Origin of the sequence: Burkholderia lata, assembly GCF_902499335.1 — a bacterium.
Lineage (GTDB): Bacteria > Pseudomonadota > Gammaproteobacteria > Burkholderiales > Burkholderiaceae > Burkholderia > Burkholderia lata_B.
In genome coordinates, this window is sequence record NZ_CABVQK010000006.1 from 53,166 (window position 1) to 79,462 (window position 26,297).

The 26,297-nt window shown below is 67.8% G+C and carries 22 protein-coding genes; 14 read left to right on the plus strand and 8 right to left on the minus strand.

Translation table 11 applies throughout. The features are described 5' to 3' along the window. Positions 1–9: 9 nt before the first annotated feature. Positions 10–1,194: a M20 aminoacylase family protein gene (locus tag BCO18175_RS15915; protein WP_174982335.1), complete on the minus strand. Its 1,185-nt coding sequence runs from the start codon at positions 1,192–1,194 to the stop codon at positions 10–12. 182 nt (positions 1,195–1,376) lie between these two features. On the opposite strand from BCO18175_RS15915, the gene BCO18175_RS15920 reads away from it, so the two are divergent. Both BCO18175_RS15920 and BCO18175_RS15925 read left to right on the plus strand, forming a co-directional pair. After that, the gene (locus BCO18175_RS15920) at positions 1,377–2,279 is read left to right on the plus strand and encodes a LysR substrate-binding domain-containing protein (RefSeq protein ID WP_174918575.1); all 903 of its coding nucleotides are present in this window, start codon (positions 1,377–1,379) and stop codon (positions 2,277–2,279) included. A gap of 209 nt (positions 2,280–2,488) precedes the next feature. Continuing rightward, the gene (locus BCO18175_RS15925; protein WP_006478890.1) at positions 2,489–2,809 is read left to right on the plus strand and encodes a pyrimidine/purine nucleoside phosphorylase; all 321 of its coding nucleotides are present in this window, start codon (positions 2,489–2,491) and stop codon (positions 2,807–2,809) included. Positions 2,810–2,900: 91 nt separating this feature from the next. Here BCO18175_RS15925 and BCO18175_RS15930 read toward each other — a convergent pair whose 3' ends face one another. The 4 genes from BCO18175_RS15930 to BCO18175_RS15945 all read right to left on the minus strand — a co-directional run bounded on the left by BCO18175_RS15930 (position 2,901) and on the right by BCO18175_RS15945 (position 7,246). After that, the gene (locus BCO18175_RS15930) at positions 2,901–3,236 is read right to left on the minus strand and encodes a hypothetical protein (RefSeq protein WP_059240325.1); all 336 of its coding nucleotides are present in this window, start codon (positions 3,234–3,236) and stop codon (positions 2,901–2,903) included. Between the two features lie 480 nt (positions 3,237–3,716). Next, positions 3,717–5,504, minus strand: coding sequence for a chloride channel protein (locus BCO18175_RS15935; protein WP_174982337.1), 1,788 nt, complete (start codon positions 5,502–5,504; stop codon positions 3,717–3,719). 20 nt (positions 5,505–5,524) lie between these two features. Next, a complete protein-coding gene (locus BCO18175_RS15940) occupies positions 5,525–5,938 on the minus strand; it encodes a MarR family winged helix-turn-helix transcriptional regulator (RefSeq protein ID WP_085037382.1) in 414 nt (137 codons plus the stop codon). Between the two features lie 132 nt (positions 5,939–6,070). Continuing rightward, positions 6,071–7,246 (minus strand): HPP family protein, encoded by a 1,176-nt coding sequence (locus BCO18175_RS15945; protein WP_174982340.1) that lies wholly within the window; start codon positions 7,244–7,246, stop codon positions 6,071–6,073. 364 nt (positions 7,247–7,610) lie between these two features. On the opposite strand from BCO18175_RS15945, the gene BCO18175_RS15950 reads away from it, so the two are divergent. Further along, a complete protein-coding gene (locus tag BCO18175_RS15950) occupies positions 7,611–8,579 on the plus strand; it encodes a LysR family transcriptional regulator (protein ID WP_174969019.1) in 969 nt (322 codons plus the stop codon). Between the two features lie 49 nt (positions 8,580–8,628). Here the strand turns inward: BCO18175_RS15950 and BCO18175_RS15955 are convergent, their stop codons facing one another. Further along, positions 8,629–9,993 (minus strand): MFS transporter, encoded by a 1,365-nt coding sequence (locus BCO18175_RS15955; protein ID WP_174982341.1) that lies wholly within the window; start codon positions 9,991–9,993, stop codon positions 8,629–8,631. 72 nt (positions 9,994–10,065) lie between these two features. Beyond that, positions 10,066–11,004, minus strand: coding sequence for a 2-hydroxyacid dehydrogenase (locus BCO18175_RS15960; RefSeq protein WP_174982344.1), 939 nt, complete (start codon positions 11,002–11,004; stop codon positions 10,066–10,068). Between the two features lie 113 nt (positions 11,005–11,117). On the opposite strand from BCO18175_RS15960, the gene BCO18175_RS15965 reads away from it, so the two are divergent. From BCO18175_RS15965 to BCO18175_RS16000, 8 genes are all read left to right on the plus strand, one after another. After that, on the plus strand, positions 11,118–12,026 hold the full coding sequence (locus BCO18175_RS15965) for a LysR substrate-binding domain-containing protein (protein ID WP_174969022.1): 909 nt from the start codon (positions 11,118–11,120) through the stop codon (positions 12,024–12,026). A gap of 281 nt (positions 12,027–12,307) precedes the next feature. Continuing rightward, positions 12,308–13,336, plus strand: coding sequence for a TRAP transporter substrate-binding protein (locus BCO18175_RS15970; protein WP_174918582.1), 1,029 nt, complete (start codon positions 12,308–12,310; stop codon positions 13,334–13,336). 3 nt (positions 13,337–13,339) lie between these two features. Then, positions 13,340–15,226 (plus strand): TRAP transporter large permease, encoded by a 1,887-nt coding sequence (locus tag BCO18175_RS15975; RefSeq protein WP_174982346.1) that lies wholly within the window; start codon positions 13,340–13,342, stop codon positions 15,224–15,226. Positions 15,227–15,248: 22 nt separating this feature from the next. Beyond that, a complete protein-coding gene (locus tag BCO18175_RS15980; RefSeq protein WP_174982348.1) occupies positions 15,249–16,319 on the plus strand; it encodes a LacI family DNA-binding transcriptional regulator in 1,071 nt (356 codons plus the stop codon). Then, positions 16,316–17,338, plus strand: coding sequence for a hydroxyacid dehydrogenase (locus BCO18175_RS15985; protein ID WP_174982350.1), 1,023 nt, complete (start codon positions 16,316–16,318; stop codon positions 17,336–17,338). Before BCO18175_RS15980 ends, BCO18175_RS15985 begins: the two co-directional genes overlap by 4 nt. Then, positions 17,335–18,159, plus strand: coding sequence for an amidohydrolase family protein (locus BCO18175_RS15990; protein WP_174982352.1), 825 nt, complete (start codon positions 17,335–17,337; stop codon positions 18,157–18,159). The genes BCO18175_RS15985 and BCO18175_RS15990 overlap by 4 nt, the downstream gene beginning before the upstream one ends. Before the next feature lie 666 nt (positions 18,160–18,825). After that, the gene (locus BCO18175_RS15995; RefSeq protein ID WP_174918587.1) at positions 18,826–19,602 is read left to right on the plus strand and encodes a hypothetical protein; all 777 of its coding nucleotides are present in this window, start codon (positions 18,826–18,828) and stop codon (positions 19,600–19,602) included. 20 nt (positions 19,603–19,622) lie between these two features. Next, positions 19,623–20,756, plus strand: a complete 1,134-nt coding sequence (locus BCO18175_RS16000; RefSeq protein WP_174982354.1) for a transporter substrate-binding and LysM peptidoglycan-binding domain-containing protein — start codon at positions 19,623–19,625, stop codon at positions 20,754–20,756. A gap of 85 nt (positions 20,757–20,841) precedes the next feature. Here BCO18175_RS16000 and BCO18175_RS16005 read toward each other — a convergent pair whose 3' ends face one another. Further along, positions 20,842–21,930, minus strand: a complete 1,089-nt coding sequence (locus BCO18175_RS16005; protein WP_174918589.1) for a calcium:proton antiporter — start codon at positions 21,928–21,930, stop codon at positions 20,842–20,844. 551 nt (positions 21,931–22,481) lie between these two features. Here BCO18175_RS16005 and BCO18175_RS16010 point away from each other — a divergent pair. From BCO18175_RS16010 to BCO18175_RS16020, 3 genes are read left to right on the plus strand one after another with little or no spacing between them, the layout of a single operon-like run. Further along, positions 22,482–24,038, plus strand: a complete 1,557-nt coding sequence (locus tag BCO18175_RS16010; protein WP_174982356.1) for a 3-hydroxyacyl-CoA dehydrogenase — start codon at positions 22,482–22,484, stop codon at positions 24,036–24,038. A gap of 59 nt (positions 24,039–24,097) precedes the next feature. Then, complete coding sequence (paaK, locus tag BCO18175_RS16015; RefSeq protein ID WP_174982358.1) at positions 24,098–25,420, plus strand: phenylacetate--CoA ligase PaaK; 1,323 nt, start codon at positions 24,098–24,100, stop codon at positions 25,418–25,420. 38 nt (positions 25,421–25,458) lie between these two features. Then, positions 25,459–26,259 carry an enoyl-CoA hydratase-related protein gene (locus BCO18175_RS16020; protein ID WP_174969030.1) on the plus strand — a complete coding sequence of 267 codons (801 nt, stop codon included), beginning with the start codon at positions 25,459–25,461 and terminating at the stop codon, positions 26,257–26,259. Positions 26,260–26,297: the final 38 nt, after the last annotated feature.

The window sequence follows — 26,297 nt, forward strand, 5'->3', positions numbered from 1 at the left end:
GAAGGGCCGTCAGGCCGCGAGCCAGGCTTCGGCGATGCGAACCCAGTAGCTCGCGCCGATCGCGAGGATGTCGTCGTTGAAGTCGTAGCCGGGGTTGTGCACCATGCAGCCGCCCTTGCTGCCGATCCCGTTGCCGATGAACGCGTAGCAGCCGGGGCGCGCTTCGAGCATGAACGCGAAATCCTCGCTGCCCATCAGCGGCGCAGAGTCGGTTTCGACGCGTTCGGCGCCGAGCATCTGGCGCGCGATGTCGGCCGCGAATGCGGTGGGCTCCGCGTGATTGACGAGTACCGGGTAGCCGTAGTCGTAGTCGACTTCCGCCGTGACGCCGAAGCTTTCCGCCTGGCCTTTCGCGAGCGCTTCGATGCGGCGCGCGAGCAGCGCGCGCACGTCGGCGTTCAGCGCGCGTACCGACAGCTTCATCGTGACGGTTTCGGGAATGATGTTGAACGTCTCGCCGGCCTGCACGCTGCCGACGGTGATCACGGCCGCATGCTGCGCATCGACCTCGCGCGCGACGATCGTCTGCAGCGCGACCATGATGCTGCCCGCGGCCGACATCGGATCGCGCGCGAAATGCGGCATCGCGCCGTGGCCGCCGACGCCGCGCAGCGTGATCGTCACGCGGTCGGCTGACGCCATCGCGGCGCCGGTGCGGAAGGCCATGTCGCCGGCCGCGCGGCCCGGCATGTTGTGGATCGCGAAGATCGCGTCGCACGGGAAGCGGTCGAACAGGCCGTCGTCCATCATCGCTTTCGCGCCGCCGAAGTTTTCCTCGGCCGGCTGGAATATCAGGTTCAGCGTGCCGGAGAACTGGCGCGTGGCGGCGAGGTGGCGCGCCGCGCACAGCAGCATCGCGGTGTGGCCGTCGTGGCCGCACGCATGCATCTTGTTCGCATGGCGGCTCGCGTACGGCAGGCCCGTGGCCTCCGCGAGCGGCAGTGCGTCCATGTCGGCGCGCAGCCCGACCGTGCGCGCGCCTTGCCCTTCGCGCAGCACGCCGACCACGCCCGTCTTGCCGATGCCTCGATGCACTTCATAACCCCAGCCGGTGAGCAGCTCGGCGACGAGATCGCTCGTGAGCGTTTCCTCGAACGCGAGCTCGGGGTGAGCGTGGATGCGGCGGCGTACCTCGACCAGCTCAGGTGCGATCGCGGCGATGCCGGGGATGATGGGGTTCACGGCTTGCAGCATGGTGTCTCCTGTGGGGCAGGTGGGGCGTTTGACGCACATATGACGAGCAAGCATATAAATTTCTTTTGCGTACCAGAAGCTGATAAATTGCTTTGGTGCTCACCACCGGTTGCCGCTCGGGAATACCCTGAGCCGGCGTGTGCCGCGCAGCACAGGGTTTCCACGGATCACGCATTGCCGCCATGAAATACCATCAGCTGAAAGCGTTCGTCACCGTCGCGGAAGAGGGGAGCATTCGCGCGGCCGCGCGGCGCCTGAACGTGTCGCCGGCGGCGCTGACGAAGGCGGTCAAGGAGCTGGAGATCGCGCTCGGCGTGTCGCTCGTCGTGCGCACCGCGCGCGGCGTGCAGCTCACCGCGTTCGGCCAGCAGTTGCAGGTGCGCGCGCGGCTGATCGTCGCCGAAATGCAGCGCGCCCGTGACGACATCGAGCAAGCGCAGGGCGCGATGACGGGCTCCGTCGCGGCGGCGATCACACCGGCCGCCGCGGTGACGATCCTGCCCGATGCGTTTCGCGCGTTCCGGCGCCGCTTCCCGGTGGCGCGCGTCAACCTGATCGAAGGCTTTCCGGGCGTTGCGCTGCCGCGCCTGCACGACGGCTCGCTCGATTTCGCGGTGGCCGTCGTCGTGCCCGAACTGCTGGCGGCTGAATTCGATCACGCGGAACTCTATGCGAGCCGGTCGCTGATCGTCGCCCGCAAGGGGCATCCGCTCGCCTCGGCCACGTCTCTCGCCGATCTCGTCGAGGCCGACTGGCTGATGAACCCGTCGCCGGAAAGCTCGACGCAGGTGCTGTTCAATTCATTCGTCGCGTACGGGCTGCCGGTGCCGGCGCGCGTCGTCGAATGTCCGAGCTTCGGGCTCGCACACAGCCTGATGACCGGTTGCGACCTGATCGCATCGATGCCCGAGCAACTACTGCAGGGCGAGTGGGCGCGCGACCAGCTCGCGGTGCTGCCGATCCGCGAGCGCTTGCCGGGCGTCTCGGTGCAGGTCATCACGCGTCGCGACAGCCCGCTGACGCCGGCCGCGGCGATGCTGCTCGACTGCCTGCGCGATTCCGCTCGACGTAAGGGGCTGCGGTGAACCGGTGCCCGTGGTTGGGAACCGTCATTGCATCGTTATCCTGACGATCAAGTGCGTGGCGTTGTCGTCGTCCGGCGGGCACGTGGCTTGCGCAGCGGGCACGCCATTCCGGCGCATGCCGCGCGAGCCGGTATCATAGCGGCCGGCCCGCCGCTTCGGCCGGCCTCCAACAACATCGCCATCCGGCATCCAGCAATCAGAGGCATTTCATGACCAGTGCAACCCAATTCGACAACGTATCGGTCGTCAAGCGTGCGAACGTCTATTTCGACGGCAAGTGCGTGTCGCATACCGTGCTCTTCCCGGACGGCACGCGCAAGACGCTCGGCGTGATCCTGCCGTGCGCGCTCAACTTCGGCACGGACGCACCCGAATTGATGGAAGTGCAGGCCGGCAAGTGCCGCGTGAAGCTCGACGGCAGCAGCGAATGGCAGACCTACGGCGCCGGCGAATCGTTCTCGGTGCCGGGCAAGAGCCGCTTCGACATCGAAGTGCTCGAGACGCTCGATTACGTCTGCAGCTACCTGTAACACGCAAGCGCGCAGCAAAAGAAAAAGCCCCGCCGAAGCGGGGCTGGTCGCAAGCGGATGGCACCCAGGCCATCCGGAGCGCCTGTTCTCTTTACAGGCAGGCGTTGATGTCGCCGGCCGACGATGCATCGCCGCCGCGGAAACCGACCCAGGTCTTCGCGTTGCCGGCGTTGGCCGGGCGGACCACGGCGGCAGCGCCGTTCGGCGGCTGCTGGCCCGGCGCATACACGGCCATTGCGAGGCCGTTTGCCAGTTCATACTGCGACGTCACTTGTTGTTGCGACTTGTCGGCCCACGTCTTGGCGATGCACTGCGCCACTTGATCTGCGGGCTTTTGGCTTTGTCCCACGTTCTGCAGGGCAGAATCGGCTGCATGAGCAGAAAATGCCACGGTCAATGCGATGAGCGGTAGGTATTTAGCGTTCACGTTATCTCCCTCGAGTCGTGATTGATTGAGTGGGATGCGCAGCAGGACTGCGTAACAGTGAGATCGCATCAGGCGAGCACGGTTCCGGCTATTCCGAAACAAGTTGTTAACGCGCTTGCCAAATGGCGGCTGCGATGCAGTGCACTTTGCTGCGGCACGGCATGCGTCGTGTGCGGCACGACGTCATGCGCTGCGTGGTCGGCGCGCAGCCCGGTCGTGTGGTGACGTGACGGTCGCGGCGAACGGCATGTGTCTGCATGCCGTGCCGCGACTCTTTATTTGATCGCGAAGTGGAATGGCTGATTGGTGGCCCCGTCGCATGAGCACCATGATGACAAACTTTCGCCCGTCGAATTGTTAACCAACTTTAAACACGGAAAGCGGCGGAAAGCGATGCGGCACGCGAGGGGCGTGCCGCATCGTGCAGCGAATCGAGACGAGCGGGTCGTGCGCGGCTAGGGTGCCGCGCAGCGCGGTGGGTCAGCCGGCCTTGCGCGTGCCGATGTCGCGCAGGTTGGCGGGGACGATCGGGCGGAAGCGCTCGCGCTTCTGTTCGTCGTCGAAGTGCTGGAGCGCGGGCTTGATCAGGTCGCTGCGCGACACGATGCCGGTGATGCGCATCGATTGCTCGTCGGCGACGACGGGCAGGCGCTCGAGCCCGAGCATCGCGAGCCGCGACGCCACGACACGGCACGTTTCGTGCGCCTGCGCGACGGCAGGGGCGCGGTTGGCGAACGCACCCGAGATCGGCGTGTCGGCCGCAGCCTGTGTGCGCTGCGCATCGAGCGTCGCGCGATCGACGAGACCGAGCAGGCGGCCGTTCTGCACGACCGGGTACGCACGGTGCGTCTGCTTCGCGCCGAAGTACTGCGACTCGACGGTATCGAGCGTCGCTGCGCCGTCGACCGCGACGAGCCGGTCGGCGGACGTCATCACTTCGCCGATGTCGTGTCGCTCGAGCGGATCGACGCCGTACTCGCGATAGATGTGGTAGCCGCGGCGTGCGATCTTTTCCGTCATGATCGAGCGCTTCATCACGATGGTCGAGAAGCCGTGCGCGACGAGCGTCGCCGCGAGCAGCGGCAGCAGTGCGTTCGCGTCATGCGTGAGGCCGAACGCGAACACGATCGCGGTCAGCGGGGCGCCGAGCGTTGCACCGAGTGTCGCGGCCATGCACACGAGCGGCCACAGCGCCGGGTCGCCGCCCGGCAGCATCGGCGACAGCACGGTGCCGAGGCCGGCGCCGAGCATCAGCAGCGGCGCGAGCACACCGCCCGACGTGCCCGAGCCGAGCGCGATCACCCACATCACGGCCTTCACGATCAGCAGCGCGAGCGCGATCTTCAATGCGATGTGCTGATGCAGCAGGTCGCCGATCACGTCGTAGCCGACGCCGAGCGCGCGCGGCTCGAGCCAGCCGCCGATGCCGATCACGATCGCGCCGAGCGCAGGCCACCACATCCAGTGCACCGGCAGCTTCGCGAAGGTGTCCTCGACGCGATACAGCGCAGCCGACAGGCCGCACGCGAGGATGCCCGACAGCAGGCCTGCGACGATGCACGACAGCAGCGCGACGGGTGTCGGCGCGGCCGTCGTCAGCGGAAACAGCGGATCGACGCCGAAGAACACGGCGCGGGCGAAACCGGCCACCGCGCAGGCGAGCGCGACCGGCAGGAAACTGCGCGGACGCCATTCGAACAGCAGCAGTTCGACCGCGAGCAGCACGGCGGCGACCGGCGTGCCGAACACGGCCGTCATGCCGGCAGCGGCACCGGCGACGAGCAGCGTCTTGCGCTCGGCGGCGGTCACGTGCACGCACTGCGCGATCAGCGACCCGAGCGCGCCGCCCGTCATGATGATCGGGCCTTCGGCGCCGAACGGGCCGCCGCTGCCGATCACGACGCCGGACGACAGCGGCTTGAGGATCGCGACCTTCGGCGACATGCGGCTCTTGCCGAACAGGATCGCCTCGATTGCTTCGGGAATGCCGTGGCCGCGGATCTTTTCCGAACCGAAGCGCGCCATCATCCCGACGATCAGCCCGCCGATCACCGGGATCACGATCACCCATGCGCCGAGCGTATTGTTCGCTGGCGAACGGTCGACGAACGAGAACTGCTGGTAGAAGAACAGGTTCGTGAACAGGTGGATCAGGCTCAACAGCACGAATGCGGCCAGCGTGCTGAGCAGGCCGATCCCGGCGGCAAGCAACGCGATCCTGGGCAGGCGGTCGTTGGTCGCGAAATCGCGTTTGTGTGGTGCGTTCATCGGCGTGGAAAAAACAAGGGTCAGTAATCGATCTGGGGAACCTGGAACGCGTCCTTGAGCGACTTCAGCTCGGCGCGATGCATGGCCGCGAGGCGGGCGAGCAGCGTCTCGCCGGCTGGCTCGAGGTGGACCTCGACCTGCCGGCGATCCGCTTCGCTCGTCTTGCGCTTCACGAGGCCGAGCGCTTCGCAGCGCGTGACCAGCGCGACGACGCCGTGATGCTGCGCCTGCAGGCGTTCCGCGAGTTCGCCGATGGTCGCCCATTCGCGATGCGGGTAGCCCTTGATGTGCAGCAGCAGCAGGTATTGCAGCGGCGTCACGCCTTCGCTTTGCGCGGCGCGTTCGGAGAAGCGCTCGAAGCGGCGCATCTGGTAGCGGAACTCGGACAGTTGCTGGAAATCGCTTTTCGCCAGCGCGCGTCGGGTATCGTTCATCGAGGTCGGTCGGACAGTCAGTTTCGGTAGCGGGTAATATATCACAACATGATATAAATGGCCGAATTTCGGCGAATGGAGTGCATTCTGCGTTGCACCGGCCGTTACGTGCCGTTACGTGCGCCGCATGCGTTACGCGGCCTCGAGCATTTGCGTCTGCCGATAAAGGCCCGTGACGAGATCCGTCTGGGTAATGATTCCGACGAGCCGGCGCGATGCATCGACGACCGGAATGTGGTGGTGGCCCGAATGTGTAAACAGCGGGACGAGCGCGGTGATCGGCATCGTTTCCGGCACGCACGCGACGTCGCGCGTCATCACGGTGGCGACGCTCGCCGGCTGGCCGCCGAACGATTGCGGCAGCCGCGCGGACAGGCGTTGCCACAGCGGGGTCGGGCGGCGCAACTGGCGCGTGAGGTCGGCGCGCGTGACGATGCCGGCCAGGCGGCCGTCGCCGTCGACGACGGGCAGCGCCTTCACGCGGTGGCGGTCGAGCAGCGTGAGCGCGGCCGTCACCGACGTGGACGGCGCGACTTCGATCGCGTTCTTTGTCATCAGGTCGGCGCACGAGAGCTGGCCGAACGTGCGCGTATACGCCTGCATCTCGGTTTCGCGCAGCAGCGCTTCGAGATCGTCCGGATCGACGTCGAGCCATTCGCCGCGGCGCTTCAGCACCGCGTCGAGGTCGCCGCGCGTGAAGCCGCCGCGCGCCGGTGCAGCGCCGCCTGCTTGCGGTTTCGTTTCAGGCCGCACGCCGCCGTGCGGGTAGCGATGCCCGGTCAGCGCGTGATACGCGAGCGCGGCCGACAGCAGGACGGCCGATTGCAGCGCGATCGGCTCCAGCACGAAGCTGAACCCGAGCGAATGGATCGCCGGGCCGCCGACCACGGCCGTCAGCGCAACGGCGCCCGACGGCGGGTGCACGCAGCGCAGCACGAACATGCCGCCGATCGCGCACGCGATCGCGACCGCGGCGGCCGTGATCGGATCGGCGATCCATTGTGCGCACGCGACACCGACCGTCGCCGCGACGAGATTGCCGCCGATGATCGACCACGGCTGTGCGAGCGGGCTCGCCGGCACCGCGAACAGCAGCACGGCCGACGCGCCCATCGGTGCGACGAGCAGCGGCACGAGGCCCGGCACGCCGGGCAGCAGCCGCATCGTCACGCCGACCGTCGCGATGCCGACGAGCGCGCCCGTGCACGAGCGCAGGCGCTCGCGCCAGCCCAGCGACATCGGATGGGGAATGAAGCTGTGCAGCCATTGCCGCAACGTGCGGCGCGACGAAGGGGAGCCTGACGACATGGACGGTAAGCGGTAAAAGTGACTGCGCGGAGGCGCGCAGCGACAAGCCGCGAATTATATCGTGTTGTGATACAAATTGTCGCGCTGCATCAAGCCGTTGCACGTGCGCGACGCGAATGCCTTGCAAAAACCTTTCATTCGATGAGAGCTTTGGGGGCGGGGCAATCGCGCAAATTTGTCTGCAGCGGCGTACAATTCGGGCCACTGAATCCCCCGTCATGCCAGAACCACGTACGCGATGCCCGCTCTCCCGCCTTTCTCCCGGCACGGTGATCGATACGACGTGGTTCGCGGCCGCGTTCCGTTCCCCACCTGACGCGAGCGCTGCCGACGCCTCCCCACTGACTCTCCCCAAGCCAATTCAATGGACATGCTCGAAAACATGCGCCTGTTCGTGCGCGTTGTCGAAGCCGGCAGTTTTACTGCGGTCGCGAAGGAAATCGACGCGACCACCGCGCAGGTGTCGCGCGCGGTATCGAACCTCGAAGCGCACGTACAGACGCGGCTGCTGCATCGCACGACGCGCCACCTCGGCCTCACCGAAAGCGGCGAACGCTATTTCGAGCGCGCGAAATCGATCCTCGCGGAAATCGACTACGCGAACGCGGAGGCGCGCAACGCGCTGCTGCGGCCGAGCGGCAAGATGCGCATCCATGCGATGACGGGGCTCGGGCAGAGTCATGTCGTGTCGTCGATCGTCCGCTACCAGGAGGACAACCCCGACGTGTCGGTCGAGCTGACGCTCGCGCAGCGGATGCCGAATCTCGTCGAGGAGGGCTACGACGTATCGATCGTGACGGCGTCGCAGCTGCCCGATTCGGGCTACGTCGCGCAGACCTGCGGCACGAGCTGCAGCGTGCTCGTCGCGTCGCGCGAATACCTGGCGCGCCACGGCACGCCGCAATCGCCCGATGAATTGCCGAACCACGTGTGCCTGCGCCTCGATACGCCCGCGTCGCCGGCCGGCGAATGGCGGCTCGAGCGCAACGATGGCGAGGAGGCCGTCTACGAGCTGCAGCCCGCGCCTTTCCAGGTCAACGTGCCGGACGCGCTGTGCGTCGCGGTGCGCGCCGGGCGCGGGATCGCGTGCGTCGCGTTGTATACGGTGCTCGACGACATCCGCGAAGGGCGGCTGATTCGCGTGCTGCCCGACTACCGGCTGCAGACGGTGAGCGTGTATGCCGTCTACGCGACGCGCCGCTATCTCGATGCGAAGATCCGCACGTTCCTCGACCACCTGCGCACGACGCTCACGCCCGCACTGGAAAACGACCTGCGCGAACTCGACCGGTTGACCACCGAGCAGACGCCGGGCGGCCGCAAGCACGCTTGACGATCCGCGCGGGTGCGCGCCGCACGAACCGCACGCGCCGTGGCGAGGTTCATGCGCGCGACGCGATGCGAATCCGCTCGAAGCGTCCCGCGAGCCATCCGTACGCGGCAATGCCGATCAGCCCGTGCGCGGCGACGAACCACAATGCGCCGGCGAACGAGCCGGTGCTGGCGACGAAGTAGCCGATCACGAGCGGCGTGACGATCCCGGCGATGTTGCCGAGGCCGTTGAACACGCCGCCGCTCAGCCCGACCATCCCTTCCGGCGCGGTGTCGGCGAGCACGGCCCAGCCGACCGCCGCGAGCCCCTTGCCGAAGAACGCGATCGTCATCAGTGCGATCACGACCGCGTTCGACGACGCGCCGTTCGCGAGCACCAGCAGCGTCGCCATTGCCATCCCCACGACGAACGGCGTCTTGCGTGCTTTCGACGGGTGCATGCCGCGCCGGATCAGCCAGTCCGACAGCACGCCGCCGAGCACGCCGCCCGTGAACCCGCAGATCGCCGGCAGCGCGGCGACCCAGCCGGCCTCCATGATCGTCATCCCGCGTCCCTTGATCAGGTAGATCGGGAACCACGTGATGAAGAAGTAGGTGAGTGCGGTGATGCAGTACTGGCCGATGTAGATCGCCCACAGGTTCCGGTGGCGGAACAGTTGCGACACGTCGTGCCACGACACGCGCGGCCGATGGCGCACGCGGTTCGCTTCGAGATCGACGAGCGCGCCGTGCGCACGCAGGTAGTCGCGTTCCGCGTCGCTTACACGCGGGTGGCCGTGCGGCTCGCGATACCACGCGAACCACAGCGCGGCGAGCGCGATGCCGAGCATCCCCATCCACAGGAACACGTGCTCCCAGCCGAGCGCATGCGTGAGCCAGGCCATTGCGGGCGTGAACAGCACGACGGCCATGTACTGCGCCGAATTGAACAGCGCCGACGCCGTGCCGCGTTCGGCGGTCGGAAACCAGCACGCGACGATTCTCGAGTTGGCCGGGAACGCCGGCGATTCGACGAGGCCGAGCATGAAGCGCATGACGAACAGCGCGAGCGTCGCGGACGCGCCCGGCACGGCGAGCCAGCCGACCGTACCCTGCAGCATCGTGAAGACCGACCACAGCAGCAGGCTCAGGCCGTACACGCGCCGTGCGCCGAAGCGGTCGAGCAGCCAGCCGCCCGGGATCTGGCCGATTGCATAGGCCCATGCGAACGCGGAAAAGACGATGCCGAGCTGCACGGGCGTCAGCCCGAGGTCGTGCGCGACGCCGGTGCCGGCGATCGACATCGTCGCGCGATCCGCGTAGTTGATGACGGTGACCGCAAAAATCAGCGCGAGAACCGCATAGCGGACGCGGCCGATCGTGCGCGAGGTGGCGGGCGACGCGGCGAGCGCGGCGCCGCTGGATCGATTGGGCATGCGTGTCTCCTGGCCTCCGTCGCGCGGAGGCATCCGGTGTTGTAACGGGGGCCGCCGTGCGGCGTGTGGCGATCAGTGCGTGACGCTGGTCGGCGGACGCTGGCCCGCGAAGCATGCGGCGAGGTTGGCGAGCACGATCCGGCCCATCTCTTCGCGCGTTTCGCGGGTCGCGCTCGCACGGTGCGGCTGCACGACGACGCGGTCGAGTTCGAGCAGCGCGGCCGGCACGTGCGGTTCGTTCGCGAACACGTCGAGGCCGGCGCCGGCGATCGTGCCGTCGGCGAGCGCGCGAATCAGCGCGGCTTCGTCGACCAGTTTGCCGCGCGCGACATTGATCAGGAATCCTTCGGGGCCGAGCGCGGCGAGCACGTCGGCCGTCACGAGCACGTTGCCGTGATCGGCCGATGCCGCGATCACGAGCACGTCGCTGTCGCGCGCGAGCGCGGTGAGGTCGGGCACGAAGCGATAGCCGCTGTCACGATGCTCGCGCGGGCCGAAGTAGCTGACGGGCATCCGGAACGCCTGCGCGCGCTGCGCGATCGCTCGCCCGACGCGGCCGAGCCCGACGATGCCGAGCCGCTTGCCGGTCACCTGTGTCGCGAGCGGCTGGGCTGTCTTGCCCCAGCGGCCGGCGCGCACGATGCGCTCGCCGGCGCCGAGGTCGCGCAACGTCATCAGGATCAGCCCCATCGCCATGTCGGCGACGTCGTCGGTCAGCACGTCGGGTGTCGTCGTCACGTGGATGCCGCGCGCGTGGGCGCGGTCGAGATCGACGGCGTCGGTGCCGATACCGCTGATCGCGATGATCTCGAGCGCGGGCAGCCGGTCCATCAGTGCGCCGGACAGGCCGTTCGCGCCGCCGGTCACGACGCCGCGAATACGCGTGGCCACGCGGTCGAGCAGCGCGTCCGGTTGCTCGGCCGCATACAGCCGGTGCACCGAGTAACGGGCGGACAGTTCGGCGTCGATGGTGTCGGGGAGCGGCTGGGTGAGCAGGATGTCGATGGTCATGAAGGTCTCGGTCGTCGTGCGCGGCGCGGGCCGCGCATCAGGTGCAACCGAGTATAGAAATCGGATCGATATGCGTCTAACATCAAAAGACTATCGATTGATTCAAGAATTGGATGATTGAACTGCACCAGCTTCGCTGCTTTGTCGCGGTCGCCGAGGAGTTGCATTTCGGTCGCGCGGCCCGGCGGCTCTTCATGACCCAGCCGCCGCTCAGCCGGCAGATCCAGCTGCTCGAGCATGCGCTCGGCATCGCGCTGCTCGAACGCAGCAGCCGGCAGGTCAGCCTGACCGCGGCAGGCGAGCGGTTCCTGCGCGACGCGCGGCACATCCTCGAATTCTCCGCACGGGCCGAGCAGGCCGCGCAGCGCGTCGCGCATGGCGGTGCAGGCCGCATCACGCTCGGCTTCACCGCGGTCAGCGCGTACCGGATGATTCCGATGCTGCTGGCGCACGCCGCGCACGCGCTGCCGGACGTCGACGTCGAATTGCGCGAGATGGTGTCGACCGTGCAGATCGACGCGCTTGCGTCGCGGATGCTCGACGCGGGCTTCGTGCGCCAGCGGGCCGCGCGCCAGCCGCTCGAATACCGGCTCGTGCAGCGCGAGCCGATGCTGGTCGCGGTCGCGGAGGGCGCGCCGCTTGCCGCGTGCGAGCGCATCGGCCCCGACGATCTCGACCGGCAGCCGTTCATCGCGTATTCGCCGAACGAGGGGAAATACTTTCACGACCTGATCTCGGGCCTGTTCGCGAACGCGGGGCGGCTGCCGAACTACCTGCACTACGTCGGGCAGACGCATACGATCCTCGGCCTCGTGCGCGCAGGGCTGGGTGCCGCACTCGTGCCGGCGTCGGCACGCGAACTGCATGTGGACGGCGTGGTGTTCCGGCCGCTGGCGGGCGCCGACGTGGCGGCGGAGCTGTATCTCGCATGGCGCGCGGACAACGACAACCCGGCGCTGCCGGTGTTCAACGCGATGGTCGAGCGGTTCCTGTCGGGAAGCGCGGAAGACGGACGCGCGTGAATGCGGGCGGCGGCGCGCGGTACGCGCCAGCCTCGCGTCGATAAGTCGGTTGTCTGACGATTGACGACACGGCCCGCGAACCGCGGTATACCCCATCCGCAGGCGCTTCAGACCCGTTGAAACGCCTTTCCTGAAGCGGGTTCAGGTGTTCATGCCCCGTATTTCCTGTCGCTCGGCACGGGGAAACCCTCATTCCGGATTCGTCGGTCGTCGTATTACTGTATCGATACACTAAATCGATACAGTTGCGCTGCGATGCGCACAAGCAAAGGAGACGGCCCATGAATACCCTGACCCGGCGGCGTTTTCTGCAGACGGCGTCCGTCGCCACGCTCGCGGCCGCAGGCGGCTTGCCCGGCGTGGTACGCGCGCAGCCTGCGGTGACGTTGCGCTGCTCGTCGTCGATGCCGGCCGACCAGAACGCCGCGCACTACGTGTGGTACGAGCGTCTGGCGGCAAACCTGAAGGCGAGCGTCGGCGATGCGATTCGCGTCGACTATTTCCCGAACAGCCAGCTCGGCAAGGAGAGCGATGTCGCGCAGCAGGTGAAGATCGGCGCGATCGACATGATGATCGCGGGTTCGTCGATCTGGGCGACGGTGGCGCCGGAACTCGGGATGCTCGATCTCGGCTATCTGTTCGACAGCTATGCGCATGTTGCGAAGGTGCTCGACGGTCCGGTCGGTGCAAGCCTGAACGCGCTGCTGCAAAAGCGCGCGGGCTGCTCGGTGCTGACCTGGGGCTCGCACTTCGGCGGACGCTGCGTATTCACGAAGCAGCCCGTGCTTGCGCTGCAGGGCCTGAAGGGCACGAAGCTGCGCGTGCTGCCGACGCCGGCGTTCATGGACACCTTCAAGGCGATGGGGGCGGTGCCGACACCGATTCCGTTCGGCGAGCTGTACATGGCCGTGCAGACGGGTGTTGTCGACGGGCTCGAGCACGATCCGGCCACGGTGCTCGCGAGCAAGTTCGACGAAGTGGTGAAGTCGTGCTGGCAATCGCATCACGTGTTTGCCGCGATGACCGTCGTGATGGGGCGACGGGCGCTCGACCGGATTCCGGCGAACCTGCGCCCCGCGTTCGATCGCGCGGTGGCCGACGCAACCGCACAGCAGCGTGCGATTGCCGCGCAGAAGGCCGACCAGGCCGAGCAGGCACTGAAGCAGCACGGCATGAGCTTCCATCCGATGGCGGCGGCCGAACGCGCGGCGTTGCGGCAGACGATGCACGACCGGCTCTATACGGCATTCGCCAAGCAGTACCCGGCGACCGCGCCGCTGTTTCCGGCGATTGCCGCTGTGCGGGGCTGAGCGATGGAGACCTGTTCCGTTTCGGGCGCCGCGGCGGCGCCTGGCGCCGGCCGTCCGGCACGCCGCGTCGCACGCGTGCTGGACGCAATGCTGCGCGCGATCGAATACGTGTCCGCGGCGGTGCTGGCCGTCGATGTGCTCGTCGTGTTCGTTTCGGTCGTGTTCCGTTATTTCCTGCATGACCCGCTCGACTGGACCGAGGAGGTCGCGAGCGCGCTGATGATCGTGCTGGTGTTTTTCGGTGCGGCGACGGTGCTCGGGCGCAGCCAGCACGTCGGCATCGACCTGTTTCGTGGCTGGCTCCCGGCGCGCTGGCAGGGCGCGCTCGTGCAGATCGGCCACTGGATCGTCGCGGCCGTCTCGCTGAACCTGCTGGTGTCGTCGTGCCAGTTGCTGGCCGATTCGTACGACCAGTTGACGCCGGGCGGGCTGCCGGGCTGGATCAACGTGTATCCGATGATGTTCGGCGCGCTGTTCATGACCGTGTTCGCGCTGGCCAACGCGCTCGACGCGCCGCGCCGCCGCGTGGCCGGCACGCTCGCGTGCTGCGCGGGATTCGCGGCGGCGCTGTACGGATGGAACGCGCTGGTGCCGGCGCACGCGATCGCGCCGGGCGTGCTGCTGGCCGCGGGTTTCGTCGGCGGGCTCGTGCTGGGCGTGCCGATCGGATTCGTGCTCGCGTTCTCGGCGCTGCTGTATTTCCTGGCCGACCCGACACTGCCGCTGCTTGTCTATTCGCAGCAGGTCATGGCCGGCGCCGATCACTTCGTGCTGCTCGCCGTGCCGTTCTTCGTGCTGGCCGGGCTGCTGATGGAGTCGAACGGCATGTCCGCGCGGCTCGTCGAACTGCTGCTGCGGATCTTCGGGCGCGTGCGCGGCGGGCTCGGGCTGATCGTGATTCTCGCGACGGCCTGCTTTTCCGGCGTGTCGGGCTCCAAGCTCGCGGATATCGCGGCAGTCGGCGGCGTCGTGATGCCGGCCGTGCGCCGCGCGCGCCAGGATCCCGACGAAACGGCCGCGCTGCTCGCGTGCAGCGCGGTGATGGCCGAGACCATCCCGCCATGCGTGAACATGATCATCATGGGCTTCGTCGCGAACATCTCGATTGCCGGGCTGTTCGTCGCGGGCATCGTGCCGGCCGCGGTGCTGGCCGTGTCGCTCGCGGTGGTCACGGTGATCGCCGGGCGCAGGATCGACGTCTCGGCGGTGTTCGCGGAACGCCGCGCGTGGCTGCCGCTCGCGGGCGGCGCGCTGGTCGCGCTGGTGATGGTCGCGATGATCGGCAAGGGCGTGACCTCGGGGATCGCGACGTCGACCGAGGTGTCCGCGTTCGCGGTGGTCTATGCGCTCGTGGCGGGCTGGCTCGCGTTTCGCGAGCTGACCTGGCGTTCGGTCGGGCGCGTGTTCGTGCGTGCCGCGTCGATGGCCGGCGGCATCCTGTTCATCGTGGCCGCGGCGTCGAGTGTGTCGTTCGCGCTGTCGATCGAGCAAATTCCGGCGCTGGTCTCGGGCACAATGACCGCGTTCGCCCACCAGTATGGTGCGACGATGTTCCTGCTGCTCGCGGCGCTGGTCATGGTCGTATTCGGCGCGGTGCTCGAGGGGGCGCCGGCGCTGATCATCTTCGGGCCGCTGCTTGCGCCGATCGCGCTGCAGCTGGGCATCAACCCGCTGCATTTCGGCACGGTCGTGGTGGTGGCGATGGGGCTCGGCCTGTTCGCGCCGCCGGTCGGACTCGGTCTGTTCACGACCTGCGCGATCACGGGCACCGAAGTCCGGCACGTTGCGCGGCCGATGGTGAAATATCTGCTGGTGCTGGTCGCCGCCCTCGTGGCGCTGATTCTCGTGCCGGCGTTTTCGTTGTGGCTGCCGGCCCATTTCGGCCTGTAGCCGCCTTTTACAGCAAGACGACATGAGTACGATTCAGGACGTGGCCCGTCATGCGGCCGTTTCGGTCAGCACGGTTTCGAACGTGCTCAACGGCCGTACCGACCAGATGAAGCAGGAAACGCTCGAACGCGTGAAGGCCGCGATGGAAGTGCTGCAGTACCGGCCCAGCACGCTGGCGCGCCAGCTCAAGACGGGGCAGACACCGCTCGTCGGGCTGCTGGTGCCGTCGATGGCGAACCCGATGTACGGCTACATCGCGCGCGAGGTCGAGGCCTGCGCGCAGGAACGGTACGGTCATCGCGTGCTGATCGGCAATACGTATCGCGACGCGAAGAAGGAGGCGTCGTTCTTCGACGACCTGTTCGCGCATGGCGTGCGGCGCGTGATCGTGATCTCGTCGCTGGCCGACGAAAGCCACCTCGAGCGCGCGGCCGAGCGCGGGATGACGGTCGTGAGCTACGACCGGCGCGCGACGCCCGGCGAGCTGTCGAAGGTCGATCACGTCACGGCCGACAACGAGGCCGCCGCGCGGCTCGCGACGCGTTGCCTCGTCGATGCGGGGCACCGGCGGCTCGCGTTCGCGACGGTCGCCGGCATGACCGTGAGCCGCAGCGACAAGATCCGCGGCTTTCTCGCGACGGCGCGCGACGCGGGCGTCGAAGCACACGCGCGGGTGCTCGACGGCGGTCCGGCGAACGAGTACGGCGATGCGGTGATCGTCGACGTGGGGCGCGCGCTGGGCGTCGCGCTTGCCGCCGATCCGGCGCGGCCGACCGGCATCGTCGCGGTCAACGACCTGTTCGCGCTTGGCCTGATGGCCGGGCTGCGCGACGGTGGCCTGCGCGTGCCGGACGACGTGTCGGTCGTCGGGATGGACGGTCATTTCCTGTCGGCGATTTCCAATCCGGCGCTCACCACGGTGCAACTGCCTGTCACCGAGATGGCCGAGGAAATGGTGCGGCGCGTGATGCGGCCGGACGGCGACACGCCGCCGGCGCCCGAACCGCACGTATTCTCCGGCGTGACCCTCATCGAGCGCGCATCGGTCGCGTCGCCGCCGCAAGCGGACCACTTGCACGGAGGGGCCGCATGACGCGCGTCTTCGTCACCCATCCGTCGGGGATGCTCGACCATTATTTCGGCGCGAAGGCGATGCGCGCGCTGCAGGCGATCGCGGACGTCACTTGCAATCCGCTCGATCGCGAGCTGGGCACGGACGAACTGGTCGCGGCCGCGCAGGGCTGCGACGCGATGATCGCGTACCGGCAGACACCCGCGCCGCGTGCGCTGTTCGCCGGGCTGCCCGCACTTGCGGCGTTCCTGCGTTGCGCGGTCGATATCCGGACCGTCGATGTCGACGCGGCGAGCGCGTTCGGCGTGCTGGTCACGCAGGCGAGCCCCGGCTTCGCGCCGGCGGTCGCCGAGTGGGTGATCGGCGCGATGATCGATCTCGCGCGCGGTATCGGCCGCTACGCGTCGGCCTACCACCAGGGGATGCCGCTGGCGCCGCAGATGGGGCGCGAATTGCGCGGCAGCACGCTCGGCCTGATCGGTTACGGGCAGATCGCGCGCCACCTTGCGCCGATCGCGACGGCGCTCGGGATGCGCGTGCTCGTCAGCGATCCGTACGTGCGTGTCGACGCGCCGACACTCGAACAGGTCGAGGTCGCGGCGCTGTTGCAAGCGGCCGATTTCGTCGTGTGCCTCGCGCCGGCCACGCCGGCCACCGCGAACCTGATCGATGCGGGTGCGTTCGCGGCCATGAAGCAGGGCGCGTATTTCATCAATGCATCGCGCGGCGAACTGGTCGATGAGCAGGCGCTGTCCGACGCGCTCGACAGTGGCCGGCTCGCAGGCTGTGCACTCGACGTCGGGCGCGCGGCGGACCAGATGCCGACGCCCGCGCTCGCCGCGCATCCGCGGGTGATCGCGACGCCGCATGTCGGCGGCCTGACGATGCCCGCGGTCGAGCACCAGGCGCTCGAGACGGTCGATCAGCTCGCCGCGCTGCTCGCCGGAAGCATGCCGCGCGGCGCCGTCAACGCGGGGCACGCAACGCGGCTGGCGCGCTGGCGCACGGCAGGGGCAGATACCCGCCCGGGCTCGCGATGAGACCCGACGAGCCCACCGTGCGGCCGGCCGACGCGTGCGATTGCCACATCCACATCTATGACGACGCCTATCCGCTCGCGCCGACGGCGACGTTCCGTCCGCCGCACGCGCCGGTGGATGCGTATCGCCGGGTGCAGCAGGCGCTCGGCCTTGCCCGCGTCGTGATCGTGCAGCCGACCGGCTATGGTGTCGACAACCGTTGCCTGCTCGACGCGCTGGCCGCATTCGGCCAGCAGGCGCGCGGCGTCGCGACGTTGCCGGCCGACGTGCCGGACGCCGAGCTGTCGCGGTTGCACGCTGCGGGCGTGCGCGGCGTCCGGTTCATGATGTTGGCGGGCGGCCTGGCGCGATGGGACGAACTGGAGCGGGTGGCCGCGCGGATCGGGCCGCTTGGCTGGCACGTGGACCTGCAGCTCGACGGCCGGACGCTGCCCGAGGTCTTGCCGTTGCTGTCCGTGCTACAGGCGCGTGTCGTGATCGATCACACGGGCAAGTTCCTGACACCCGTCGCGCCGGACGCGCCCGAGTTTCTCGCGCTGCGGCGCCTGCTCGATCGCGGCCACGCATGGGTGAAGCTGTCCGCCCCTTACGAGACGTCGCGCTCGGGTGCACCCGGTTACGACGATGTCGCGCGTCTCGCCGCCGTGCTGGCTCGCCACCATCCGGCGCGTTGCGTATGGGGCAGCAACTGGCCGCACCCGAACGCGTCGCCGGTTCCCGATGACATGAACCTGCTCGGCTGGCTGGGCGACTGCACGGCGGACGACGCGGTTACCCGCGTGATTCTGGCCGACAACCCGGCCGTGCTTTACGGATTCTGAGCCGTCCGCAAGTACGGGGCAGCGTGTGACAAGCTTTCAATCCGGAAGCTTGCGCATGCGATGGCAAGCAATCCTGACCGGGCACGACAGGTCGTAGTCCTGCGAATTCTTACCGTGTTGAAAGCTGTTTCGCTACCGGTGTTCCAACGGAGGAACGCAGCGCTTCGCTGCACTGCGACAACTGCTTGACGCTGCATGCCGGTCGGCGCACGATACGTCCGTGCATTTGGAGCGGGACGCGCCGGCCGCGCGGTTCCTGCACCCGCGACACGCAAAAGAACAACGATGAGCCTTTACGCCCTCGTACCGGAATACCGGCCCCGCGTTTGTCGGCCCGCCGGAACAACGCTTCTCCCGACGCCCGTCGCGTCACGTATCCGTCATCCCGTTTCGTACCGTGCATCGGTACACTTTCCCGTTCGCGCGCGAGCCGCGACGATGAACGGCGCCAGTCCGGCGCGCCGCATCGCACCGCCGCACGCCACCCCCGATCACCGCATCCCGAACGGCGCCTACACCGGCGTGTCGTGACGCCGGTCGCGCCCATCCTTGTATTGCACCGCGGGCTTGCATGACTGCCCGGCGGTACCGAAGTCCGAAGCATTTCGATTGAGCTTGAAAAAGCAAACGCAAGCAGTTCGGTTCGAGGTTCAAGGAGAAAAACTCATGTCGCAGCTTTCGAATGAAGAAGCAAACGGCAGTTCGGGGAGTGGCAAGGTCAAGCTGATCAAGTGGGCGATCATCATCGCCGGCGTCGCGATCGCGGCACCGGCCGCGCTGTTCATCCTGAAGGGGGTGATCGCGCTCGTCACGGCGGGCGTGATCGGCCTCGGCGCGATCTATTTCGCGCCGGTCGTCGCGATGAAGTTCGCGAACCAGAAGGTGAAGATGATCGTCGCGGAGGCGCAGGCCAATCCGATCGAGACGTTGATCAACCAGCTCGCGGAAAAGCGCCAGGCGGCCCAGAAATTTGCGGACAGCATCACCGCGTTCCGCACCGAGGTGAAGAACTTCGAGAGCAAGACGGAGCTGTTCGAGAAGCAGTATCCGGACGATGCGCCACGCTTCCGTCAGCAGCTCGACACGATGAAACAGCTGCTCGCATTCCGCGAGGGGCGCTACAAACAGGTGCAGGCCGAACTGAAGAATTTCGCGTCGGCGATCGACCGCGCGAAGGCGATGTGGGACATGTCGCAGGCGGCGCAGCAGATGAACAAGCTCGCCGGCCGGCAGGCGTCCGACACGTTCGAGCAGATCAAGACCGACGTGGCCGTCGATTCGGTGATGCGCTCGGTCAACAAGGCGTTCTCCGAAATGGAGACGTCGCTGATGGATAACCCCGAGGTCAAGCAGGCACAGCAGCAGGCGGTGATGAACGCCCCGCACGCGCCCGGGCTCGATGCGGCTAATCCCGCGCAGTTGCCGTCGAAACAACAACAATAACTTCCTGCAGGCTCGCAACCATGAAAAAACTTCTTGGCGCCATCGCGTTTCTGGTCGTGCTCGTCGGCGTATGGATCGTGCATCAGGGCGGCCTGTCGTCGCTGATTCCCGCGCATGACGCGGCCCCGGGCTCGACGTCCGCGCAAAGTGGCGACACCGGCCAGTCCACGCAGACATCGCCGTCGTCCAACGTGCTCCCGGCCGGCTTCACCCCGCAGGCCAGCACGTTGAAATCGATTGCCGAAAACGGCATCGTGCGGGTCTCCGTGCAGAATCCGAGCGAACCGTTCTTCGGCGAGGACAAGGGCACGGCGCACGGCTTCAACGTCGAATTCGCGCGGCTGCTGTTCGCTGATCCGTCGTTCTCGCATGGCGGCAAGCCGGTCGTCGTCGATACGCGTCACGAGGTCGACACGTATCCGGGCGTGCCGAAGCAGCTGCTCGATACGGATGCGAAGGGGAATCATGTGGTCGACGTGGCGATGGACGGGCTGACGTTCCCGGACAACACGCCGTCGGGCGTCGTCTATTCGGTGCCCTACGTCGACGATTTCGGCTACTCGCTGATCGTCCGGCAGGGCTCAGCGATCCGCTCGACCGATGATCTCGCGGGCAAGACGGTCGGCATCCTGAAGGGCGACCCGGACGTGCGCGCGTTCGTCACGCGCCAGTATCCGAACGTGAAGTTTGTCGAGGTCGACGATTCCGATCCGGCGTTCATCGCGAAGAGCATCGACGGCCATACGGTCGATGCGTTCATCTACGACTATCCGTTCGCGGTCAGCTCGATCAAGGGCACCGACCTGAAGTTCGCGGTGACGAAGCTCGACGGCTCGAACATCGCGTACAAGATCGGCGTGCGCACGGACGACCAGGATCTGCTGATCTACCTGAACGCCGCGATCGCGAAGCTCAAGCAGTCGCCGCAGTATCTCGACCTGCTGCGCAAGTATTTCGTCAGCGACCAGGCGGTGACGACCGCGGCCGCGTCGGGCGAACATACGTACGTGGTGAAGGCGGGCGACACGCTGAACATGATCGCCGCGAGCAAGCTCGGCAGCGGCCAGCGCTATCGCGAGATTCAACGCCGCAATAACCTCGCCAACCCGAACCTGATTCTGGCGGGCCAGCATCTGGTGATTCCGGTGCGGTAGCGTGAAGTGAATGAAGCGGGAAGGGACGTGAAAGACTGCGCGCGGCCCGGCGGAGGTGATCCGCCGGGCCGCGTGCTTTTCTGCGTCAGTGAGTGATCGACAGGAACAGGTACGCGGCGAACAGCGACAGGTGCACGACACCGTGCAGCACCGTCGTGCGCCCCTGGCTGAGCGTCAGCGTGCTGACCAGCAGGGTGAGCGCCAGCAGCACGGTTTCCATCGGGCCGATGCCGAGCGTGAGCGGCTGGCCGACCCAGATGAACACGGCCGCGACGGTCGGGATCGTGAGCCCGATGCTCGCGAGCGCCGAACCGAGCGCCAGGTTCATGCTGGTCTGCAGGCGGTTCGCGCGCGCGGCGGTGACGGCCGCGAGCCCTTCCGGCAGCAGCACGAGCGCGGCGATCACGATACCGACAGCGGCTTCGGGCGCGCCGAGCTGCATCACGGCATGTTCGACAGCCGGCGACAGCAGCTTCGCGAGCAGCACGACCGCGACGAGGCTCACGAACAGCAGCACCATGCTGATCACGGCAGTGCGGTTGCTCGGCGCCGCCGCGTGAACCGCCTCGTTCGCGCTGTCGTGCGCGGCGAGGAAGTAGTCGCGATGGCGCACGGTCTGCACGAACACGAAGGCGCCGTACAGCACGAGCGACGACACGCCGGCGAACGCGAGCTGCGATTTCGAGAAGAACGGGCCCGGTGCGGCGTTCAGGTAGTTCGGCATCACGAGCGACAGCACCGACAGGGACGCCAGCACCGCGAGCGCCTTACTTGCGCCGCGGCCCTGGAAGTCCTGTTCGCCGTGCTTCCACGCGCCGACCAGCAGGCAGATGCCGACGATGCCGTTGCAGATGATCATCACGGCGGCGAACACGGTGTCGCGTGCGAGGCCCGATTTCTCGGGGCCCGCGCCGAGCATCACCGACACGATCAGCGCGACTTCGATGACGGTTACGGCGACCGCGAGCACCAGCGTGCCGAACGGCTCGCCGACGCGGTGCGCGACGACTTCGGCGTGGTGGACGGCGGCGAACACGGCGCCGGCGAGTGCGGCGGCGAACACCGCGATGACGAGGCCTTCGGCCGGTACGGCGCGCGACAGCGCGAGGACCAGCCATGCGGCAAGCGGGGCCACGAGGGTCCAGCGCGGGAGCTGGTTGGACGAGAGCGGCATGGAGGGTTTCCTTATGCGAGTGGCGGCGCGCGACGCGCCGTCACGGGTTGACGAAGCCCGGCCGTACTATCCGCCGAACGAGGATGTTGAAACCGAAGGGTGGCGGCACGCAATGGTGCTGCCCTGGGTTCGCCGCCGTGAGGCGGCGAGGGGCGCGGGCGGGCCGGAGCCCGTCGCTGGATGAAACGGTTCGATGCGGCTGGCCGCGAGCGGCGAGGCGAGCACGTGTGACGACGCGCGGGCCGGAGGCTCGGTTCCGACCCCGGAAGGGCGGCCGGCGATGGACGGCGGTGGCGGCGTGACACGCGGGTTCCCCCTGAAATCCGGCTGTTTGTCGAATTTTATCAGGCGTTCGGGGGTCACTATCTCATATTCGAACGCTTTCATTGACCTTTCGGTTTACAAAAAGTGCCCCTACCTTTCAATTTTTTTGTCTTTGCAGTTTCCGTAACGGTTTCTTGCACGACAAATTCGGGCTCGCCCTGACATAAATCTACCGACCGGTCGGTTTATAATAGCCCGCACCTCCACTTCATGACGGATCGCAAGCGATGGCTGTTTCTTCTGCACATTCGGTGAACTCGGGCGCGCTGGCGCCGTCGGCCGTCGTCGGCGTGATCGGCGCCGGCGCGATGGGCGCGGGCATTGCGCAGGTCGCGGCGGCGGCCGGCCATACGGTGCTGCTGTACGACCTGAACGAAGCCGCCTGCGACAAGGCGCTGGCCGGTATCCGCGCGCAGTTCGCGCGGCTCGCGGAGAAAGGCCGGCTCGAACCGGCCCAGGCCGATGCGGCCGGCGCGCGGATTCGCGCCGTGCGCGAACTGGCCGATTTCGCGGGCGCCGCGCTGATCGTCGAGGCGGCGGCCGAGCGGCTCGACGTGAAGCGCGAGATCTTCGCGACGCTCGAGCGCCATGTCGACGACGCGTGCCTGCTGGCGACCAACACGTCGTCGATCTCGATCACGTCGATCGCGGCCGGGCTGCGCGTGCCGCAGCGCGTCGCCGGCCTGCATTTCTTCAACCCGGCGCCGCTGATGGCGCTCGTCGAGGTGGTCAGCGGGCTCGCGACCGCGCCCGAGGTCGCGCAGGTGCTGGTTGCGACCGCCGCCGCGTGGGGCAAGCAGCCCGTGATGGCGAAATCGACGCCGGGCTTCATCGTGAACCGCGTCGCGCGGCCGTATTACGCGGAGGCGCTGCGCGTGCTGAACGAGCAGGGCGGCGCGCCGGCATCGATCGATGCGGTGATGCGCGAGGCGGGCGGCTTCCGGATGGGGCCGTTCGAGCTGATGGACCTGATCGGCCACGATGTGAACTTCGCGGTGACCGAATCGGTGTTCCGCGCGTACTTCAACGATCCGCGCTACACGCCGTCGCTGATCCAGCAGGAACTCGTGAACGCGGGCTTCCTCGGGCGCAAGTCGGGGCGTGGCTTCTATTCGTATGCGGACGGCGCGACGCCGCCCGCGCCCGATCTCGAAGCACCGTGCGACGCGCCGGACGACGTCGCGCTGTTTGCGCAGGACGGCCCGGCCGCCGCGCTGCAAGCGCGCTTCACCGAACGCATTCCGGGTGCCCGGCAGGCCGGCGCACATGCCGACGACCTGCTCGCGACGGCCGGCCGCGCATCGATCGCGCTGACCGACGGCCGCACCGCGACCGCGCGCGCCGCGCAGACGGGCGCGGCCGATCTCGTGCTGGTCGACCTTGCGCGCGATTACGCGCAGGCCGGGCTCGTCGCGCTGACGCGTGCACTCCAGTGCAGCGATGCAGCGTATGCGGACGCGGTCGGCCTGTTCCAGCAGGCGGGTTTTCGCGTCGTCGGCGTCGCGGACGTGCCGGGCATGGTCGCGATGCGCACCGTCGCGATGCTCGCGAACGAGGCGGCCGACACGGTGAATCAGGGTGTGTGCTCGCCCGCCGATCTCGATCTTGCGATGGAGAAGGGCGTGAACTACCCGTGCGGCCCGCTCGCGTGGGCCGATGCGATCGGCATCGGCCGCGTGCACCGCGTGCTGTCGAACCTGGCGGCGAGCTACGGCGAGGACCGCTATCGCGTGTCGCCGCGCATCGCCGCGCTGCATGCGGCCGGCCGCACGTTCCGGTCGTAGCCGCCGCCCCTGTTACTTCGAACACGATAACGACATCACTCCATTGGAGGAGCACCCCGATGATTCACCCGACGCATCCCGCCGCCGCCCTTGAGCCGATCGAGACCGCCAGCCGTGACGAACTGCAGGCACTGCAGCTCGAGCGCCTCAAGTGGTCGCTGCGCCACGCGTACGACAACGTCCCGCACTATCGCCGCACGTTCGATGCGGCGGGCGTGCATCCGGACGACCTGAAGTCGCTCGCCGATCTCGCGAAATTCCCGTTCTCGACCAAGAACGACTTGCGCGACAACTATCCGTTCGGGCTGTTCGCGGTGCCGCGCGAGCAGGTCGTGCGCGTGCACGCGTCGAGCGGCACGACGGGCAAGCCGACGGTGGTCGGCTACACCGCGCGCGACATCGATACCTGGGCGAACGTGACCGCGCGCTCGATCCGCGCGGCCGGCGGCCGCCCCGGCGACACGCTGCACAACGCGTTCGGCTATGGGCTCTTCACGGGCGGCCTCGGGATTCACTACGGCGCGGAACGGCTCGGCTGCATGGTCGTGCCGATGTCGGGCGGCCAGACCGAGAAGCAGGTGCAGCTGATCCGCGATTTCGAGCCGAAGATCATCCTCGTCACGCCGTCGTACATGCTGAACCTGATCGACGAGATGGTGCGGCAGGGGATGGACCCGGCCAAGTCGTCGCTGAAGATCGGCATCTTCGGCGCCGAGCCGTGGACGCAGGCGCTGCGCGAGGAAGTCGAGACGCGCGTGGGCATCGACGCGCTCGATATCTACGGGCTGTCGGAAGTGATGGGCCCGGGCGTCGCGTGCGAATGCGTCGAGACGAAGGACGGCCCGGTGATCTGGGAAGACCATTTCTACCCGGAGATCATCGACCCCGTCACGGGCGAAGTGCTGCCCGACGGCAGCCAGGGCGAGCTGGTGTTCACGTCGCTGACGAAGGAAGCGATGCCGGTGATCCGCTACCGCACGCGCGACCTCACCGCGCTGCTGCCGCCGACCGCGCGCGCGATGCGCCGTCTCGCGAAGATCACGGGCCGCTCCGACGACATGCTGATCGTGCGCGGCGTGAACGTGTTCCCGAGCCAGATCGAGGAGATCGTCGTCGCGCTGCAGCAGTTGTCGGGCCAGTTCCAGATCACGCTGTCGCGCGACGGTCACATGGACCGGCTCGACCTCGCGGTCGAACTGCGTTCCGAAGCGGCCGCGTCCGTCACCGACAGCGATCGCGCGGCGCTCGCGCGTGAGCTGCAGCACCGGATCAAGACGATGGTCGGCGTGTCGTCCGGCGTGACGGTGCTGGCGGCGGGCGGCATTCCCGCGACCGCGACCGGCAAGGCCCGGCGCGTGATCGACCGCCGCCAGGCCGCCTGATTCCCCTGTTTGCCGTTCAACCCGAGGAAACCTGTTCGATGGATGGATTGAAGACCCTGGCCGTCGCGGTCGATGCGCGCGGCATCGCAACCGTCGCGCTGCAGCGTGGCGACGTGCTCAACGCGTTCGACGAGACGATGATCGCCGAACTGACCGACGCGTTCACCACGCTCGGCCGGCGCGACGACGTGCGCGCGATCGTGCTGCGTTCGGACGGCCGCGCGTTCTGCGCGGGTGCCGACCTGCAGTGGATGCAGCGCGCGAGCACGAACGATGCGGCGGCGAACCTGCGCGATGCGGAGCGGTTCGCCGCGATGATGCGCGCGATCCGGCAATGCCCGAAGCCGACGGTGGCGCGCGTGCAGGGCCATGCGTTCGGCGGCGGCGTTGGCCTGTGCGCGGCGTGCGACATCGTGATCGCGAGCGATCACGCGCGCTTCTCGGTCAGCGAGGCACGCTTCGGGATCCTGCCGGCCGTGATCGGCCCGTATCTGGTCGAGGCGGTCGGCCAGCGCCAGGCGCGCCGGCTCGCGCTGACGGCGACCCAGCTCGCCGCGGGCGAAGCGGTCGCGATCGGCCTGATCCACCAGGCCGTGCCGCTCGATTCGCTCGACGAAGCACTCGACAAGACGCTCGCCGAACTCGGCCGCAACGGCCCGAACGCGCTGATGGAGATCAAGCGCTTCTTCGACGCGATCGGCGAGTATCCGCCGTCGGACGAGCGCGCGGCATTCACCGCGCAGACGATCTCCCGCGTGCGTGCGACGCCGGAAGCGAAGGAGGGCTTCACCGCGTTCTTCGCGAAGCGGCCGCCGGCCTGGGAGGCGGGCGCCGAGTAAGGAGAAACCAAGGGGAAACGGCGACGATCGGCGGCACG

What these genes read in the sequence shown, in the direction of transcription:
- BCO18175_RS15915 (WP_174982335.1), bottom strand. Translation starts at nt 1,194, where the DNA reads ATGCTGCAAGCCGTGAACCCCATCATCCCCGGCATCGCCGCGATCGCA.
- BCO18175_RS15965 (WP_174969022.1), top strand. Translation starts at nt 11,118, where the DNA reads ATGATTGAACTGCACCAGCTTCGCTGCTTTGTCGCGGTCGCCGAGGAG.
- BCO18175_RS15925 (WP_006478890.1), top strand. Translation starts at nt 2,489, where the DNA reads ATGACCAGTGCAACCCAATTCGACAACGTATCGGTCGTCAAGCGTGCG.
- BCO18175_RS16020 (WP_174969030.1), top strand. Translation starts at nt 25,459, where the DNA reads ATGGATGGATTGAAGACCCTGGCCGTCGCGGTCGATGCGCGCGGCATC.
- BCO18175_RS15940 (WP_085037382.1), bottom strand. Translation starts at nt 5,938, where the DNA reads ATGAACGATACCCGACGCGCGCTGGCGAAAAGCGATTTCCAGCAACTG.
- BCO18175_RS16010 (WP_174982356.1), top strand. Translation starts at nt 22,482, where the DNA reads ATGGCTGTTTCTTCTGCACATTCGGTGAACTCGGGCGCGCTGGCGCCG.
- BCO18175_RS15945 (WP_174982340.1), bottom strand. Translation starts at nt 7,246, where the DNA reads ATGTCGTCAGGCTCCCCTTCGTCGCGCCGCACGTTGCGGCAATGGCTG.
- BCO18175_RS15990 (WP_174982352.1), top strand. Translation starts at nt 17,335, where the DNA reads ATGAGACCCGACGAGCCCACCGTGCGGCCGGCCGACGCGTGCGATTGC.
- BCO18175_RS16000 (WP_174982354.1), top strand. Translation starts at nt 19,623, where the DNA reads ATGAAAAAACTTCTTGGCGCCATCGCGTTTCTGGTCGTGCTCGTCGGC.
- BCO18175_RS15960 (WP_174982344.1), bottom strand. Translation starts at nt 11,004, where the DNA reads ATGACCATCGACATCCTGCTCACCCAGCCGCTCCCCGACACCATCGAC.
- BCO18175_RS15985 (WP_174982350.1), top strand. Translation starts at nt 16,316, where the DNA reads ATGACGCGCGTCTTCGTCACCCATCCGTCGGGGATGCTCGACCATTAT.
- BCO18175_RS15970 (WP_174918582.1), top strand. Translation starts at nt 12,308, where the DNA reads ATGAATACCCTGACCCGGCGGCGTTTTCTGCAGACGGCGTCCGTCGCC.
- BCO18175_RS15980 (WP_174982348.1), top strand. Translation starts at nt 15,249, where the DNA reads ATGAGTACGATTCAGGACGTGGCCCGTCATGCGGCCGTTTCGGTCAGC.
- BCO18175_RS15955 (WP_174982341.1), bottom strand. Translation starts at nt 9,993, where the DNA reads ATGCCCAATCGATCCAGCGGCGCCGCGCTCGCCGCGTCGCCCGCCACC.
- BCO18175_RS15950 (WP_174969019.1), top strand. Translation starts at nt 7,611, where the DNA reads ATGGACATGCTCGAAAACATGCGCCTGTTCGTGCGCGTTGTCGAAGCC.
- paaK (WP_174982358.1), top strand. Translation starts at nt 24,098, where the DNA reads ATGATTCACCCGACGCATCCCGCCGCCGCCCTTGAGCCGATCGAGACC.
- BCO18175_RS16005 (WP_174918589.1), bottom strand. Translation starts at nt 21,930, where the DNA reads ATGCCGCTCTCGTCCAACCAGCTCCCGCGCTGGACCCTCGTGGCCCCG.
- BCO18175_RS15995 (WP_174918587.1), top strand. Translation starts at nt 18,826, where the DNA reads ATGTCGCAGCTTTCGAATGAAGAAGCAAACGGCAGTTCGGGGAGTGGC.
- BCO18175_RS15975 (WP_174982346.1), top strand. Translation starts at nt 13,340, where the DNA reads ATGGAGACCTGTTCCGTTTCGGGCGCCGCGGCGGCGCCTGGCGCCGGC.
- BCO18175_RS15920 (WP_174918575.1), top strand. Translation starts at nt 1,377, where the DNA reads ATGAAATACCATCAGCTGAAAGCGTTCGTCACCGTCGCGGAAGAGGGG.
- BCO18175_RS15935 (WP_174982337.1), bottom strand. Translation starts at nt 5,504, where the DNA reads ATGAACGCACCACACAAACGCGATTTCGCGACCAACGACCGCCTGCCC.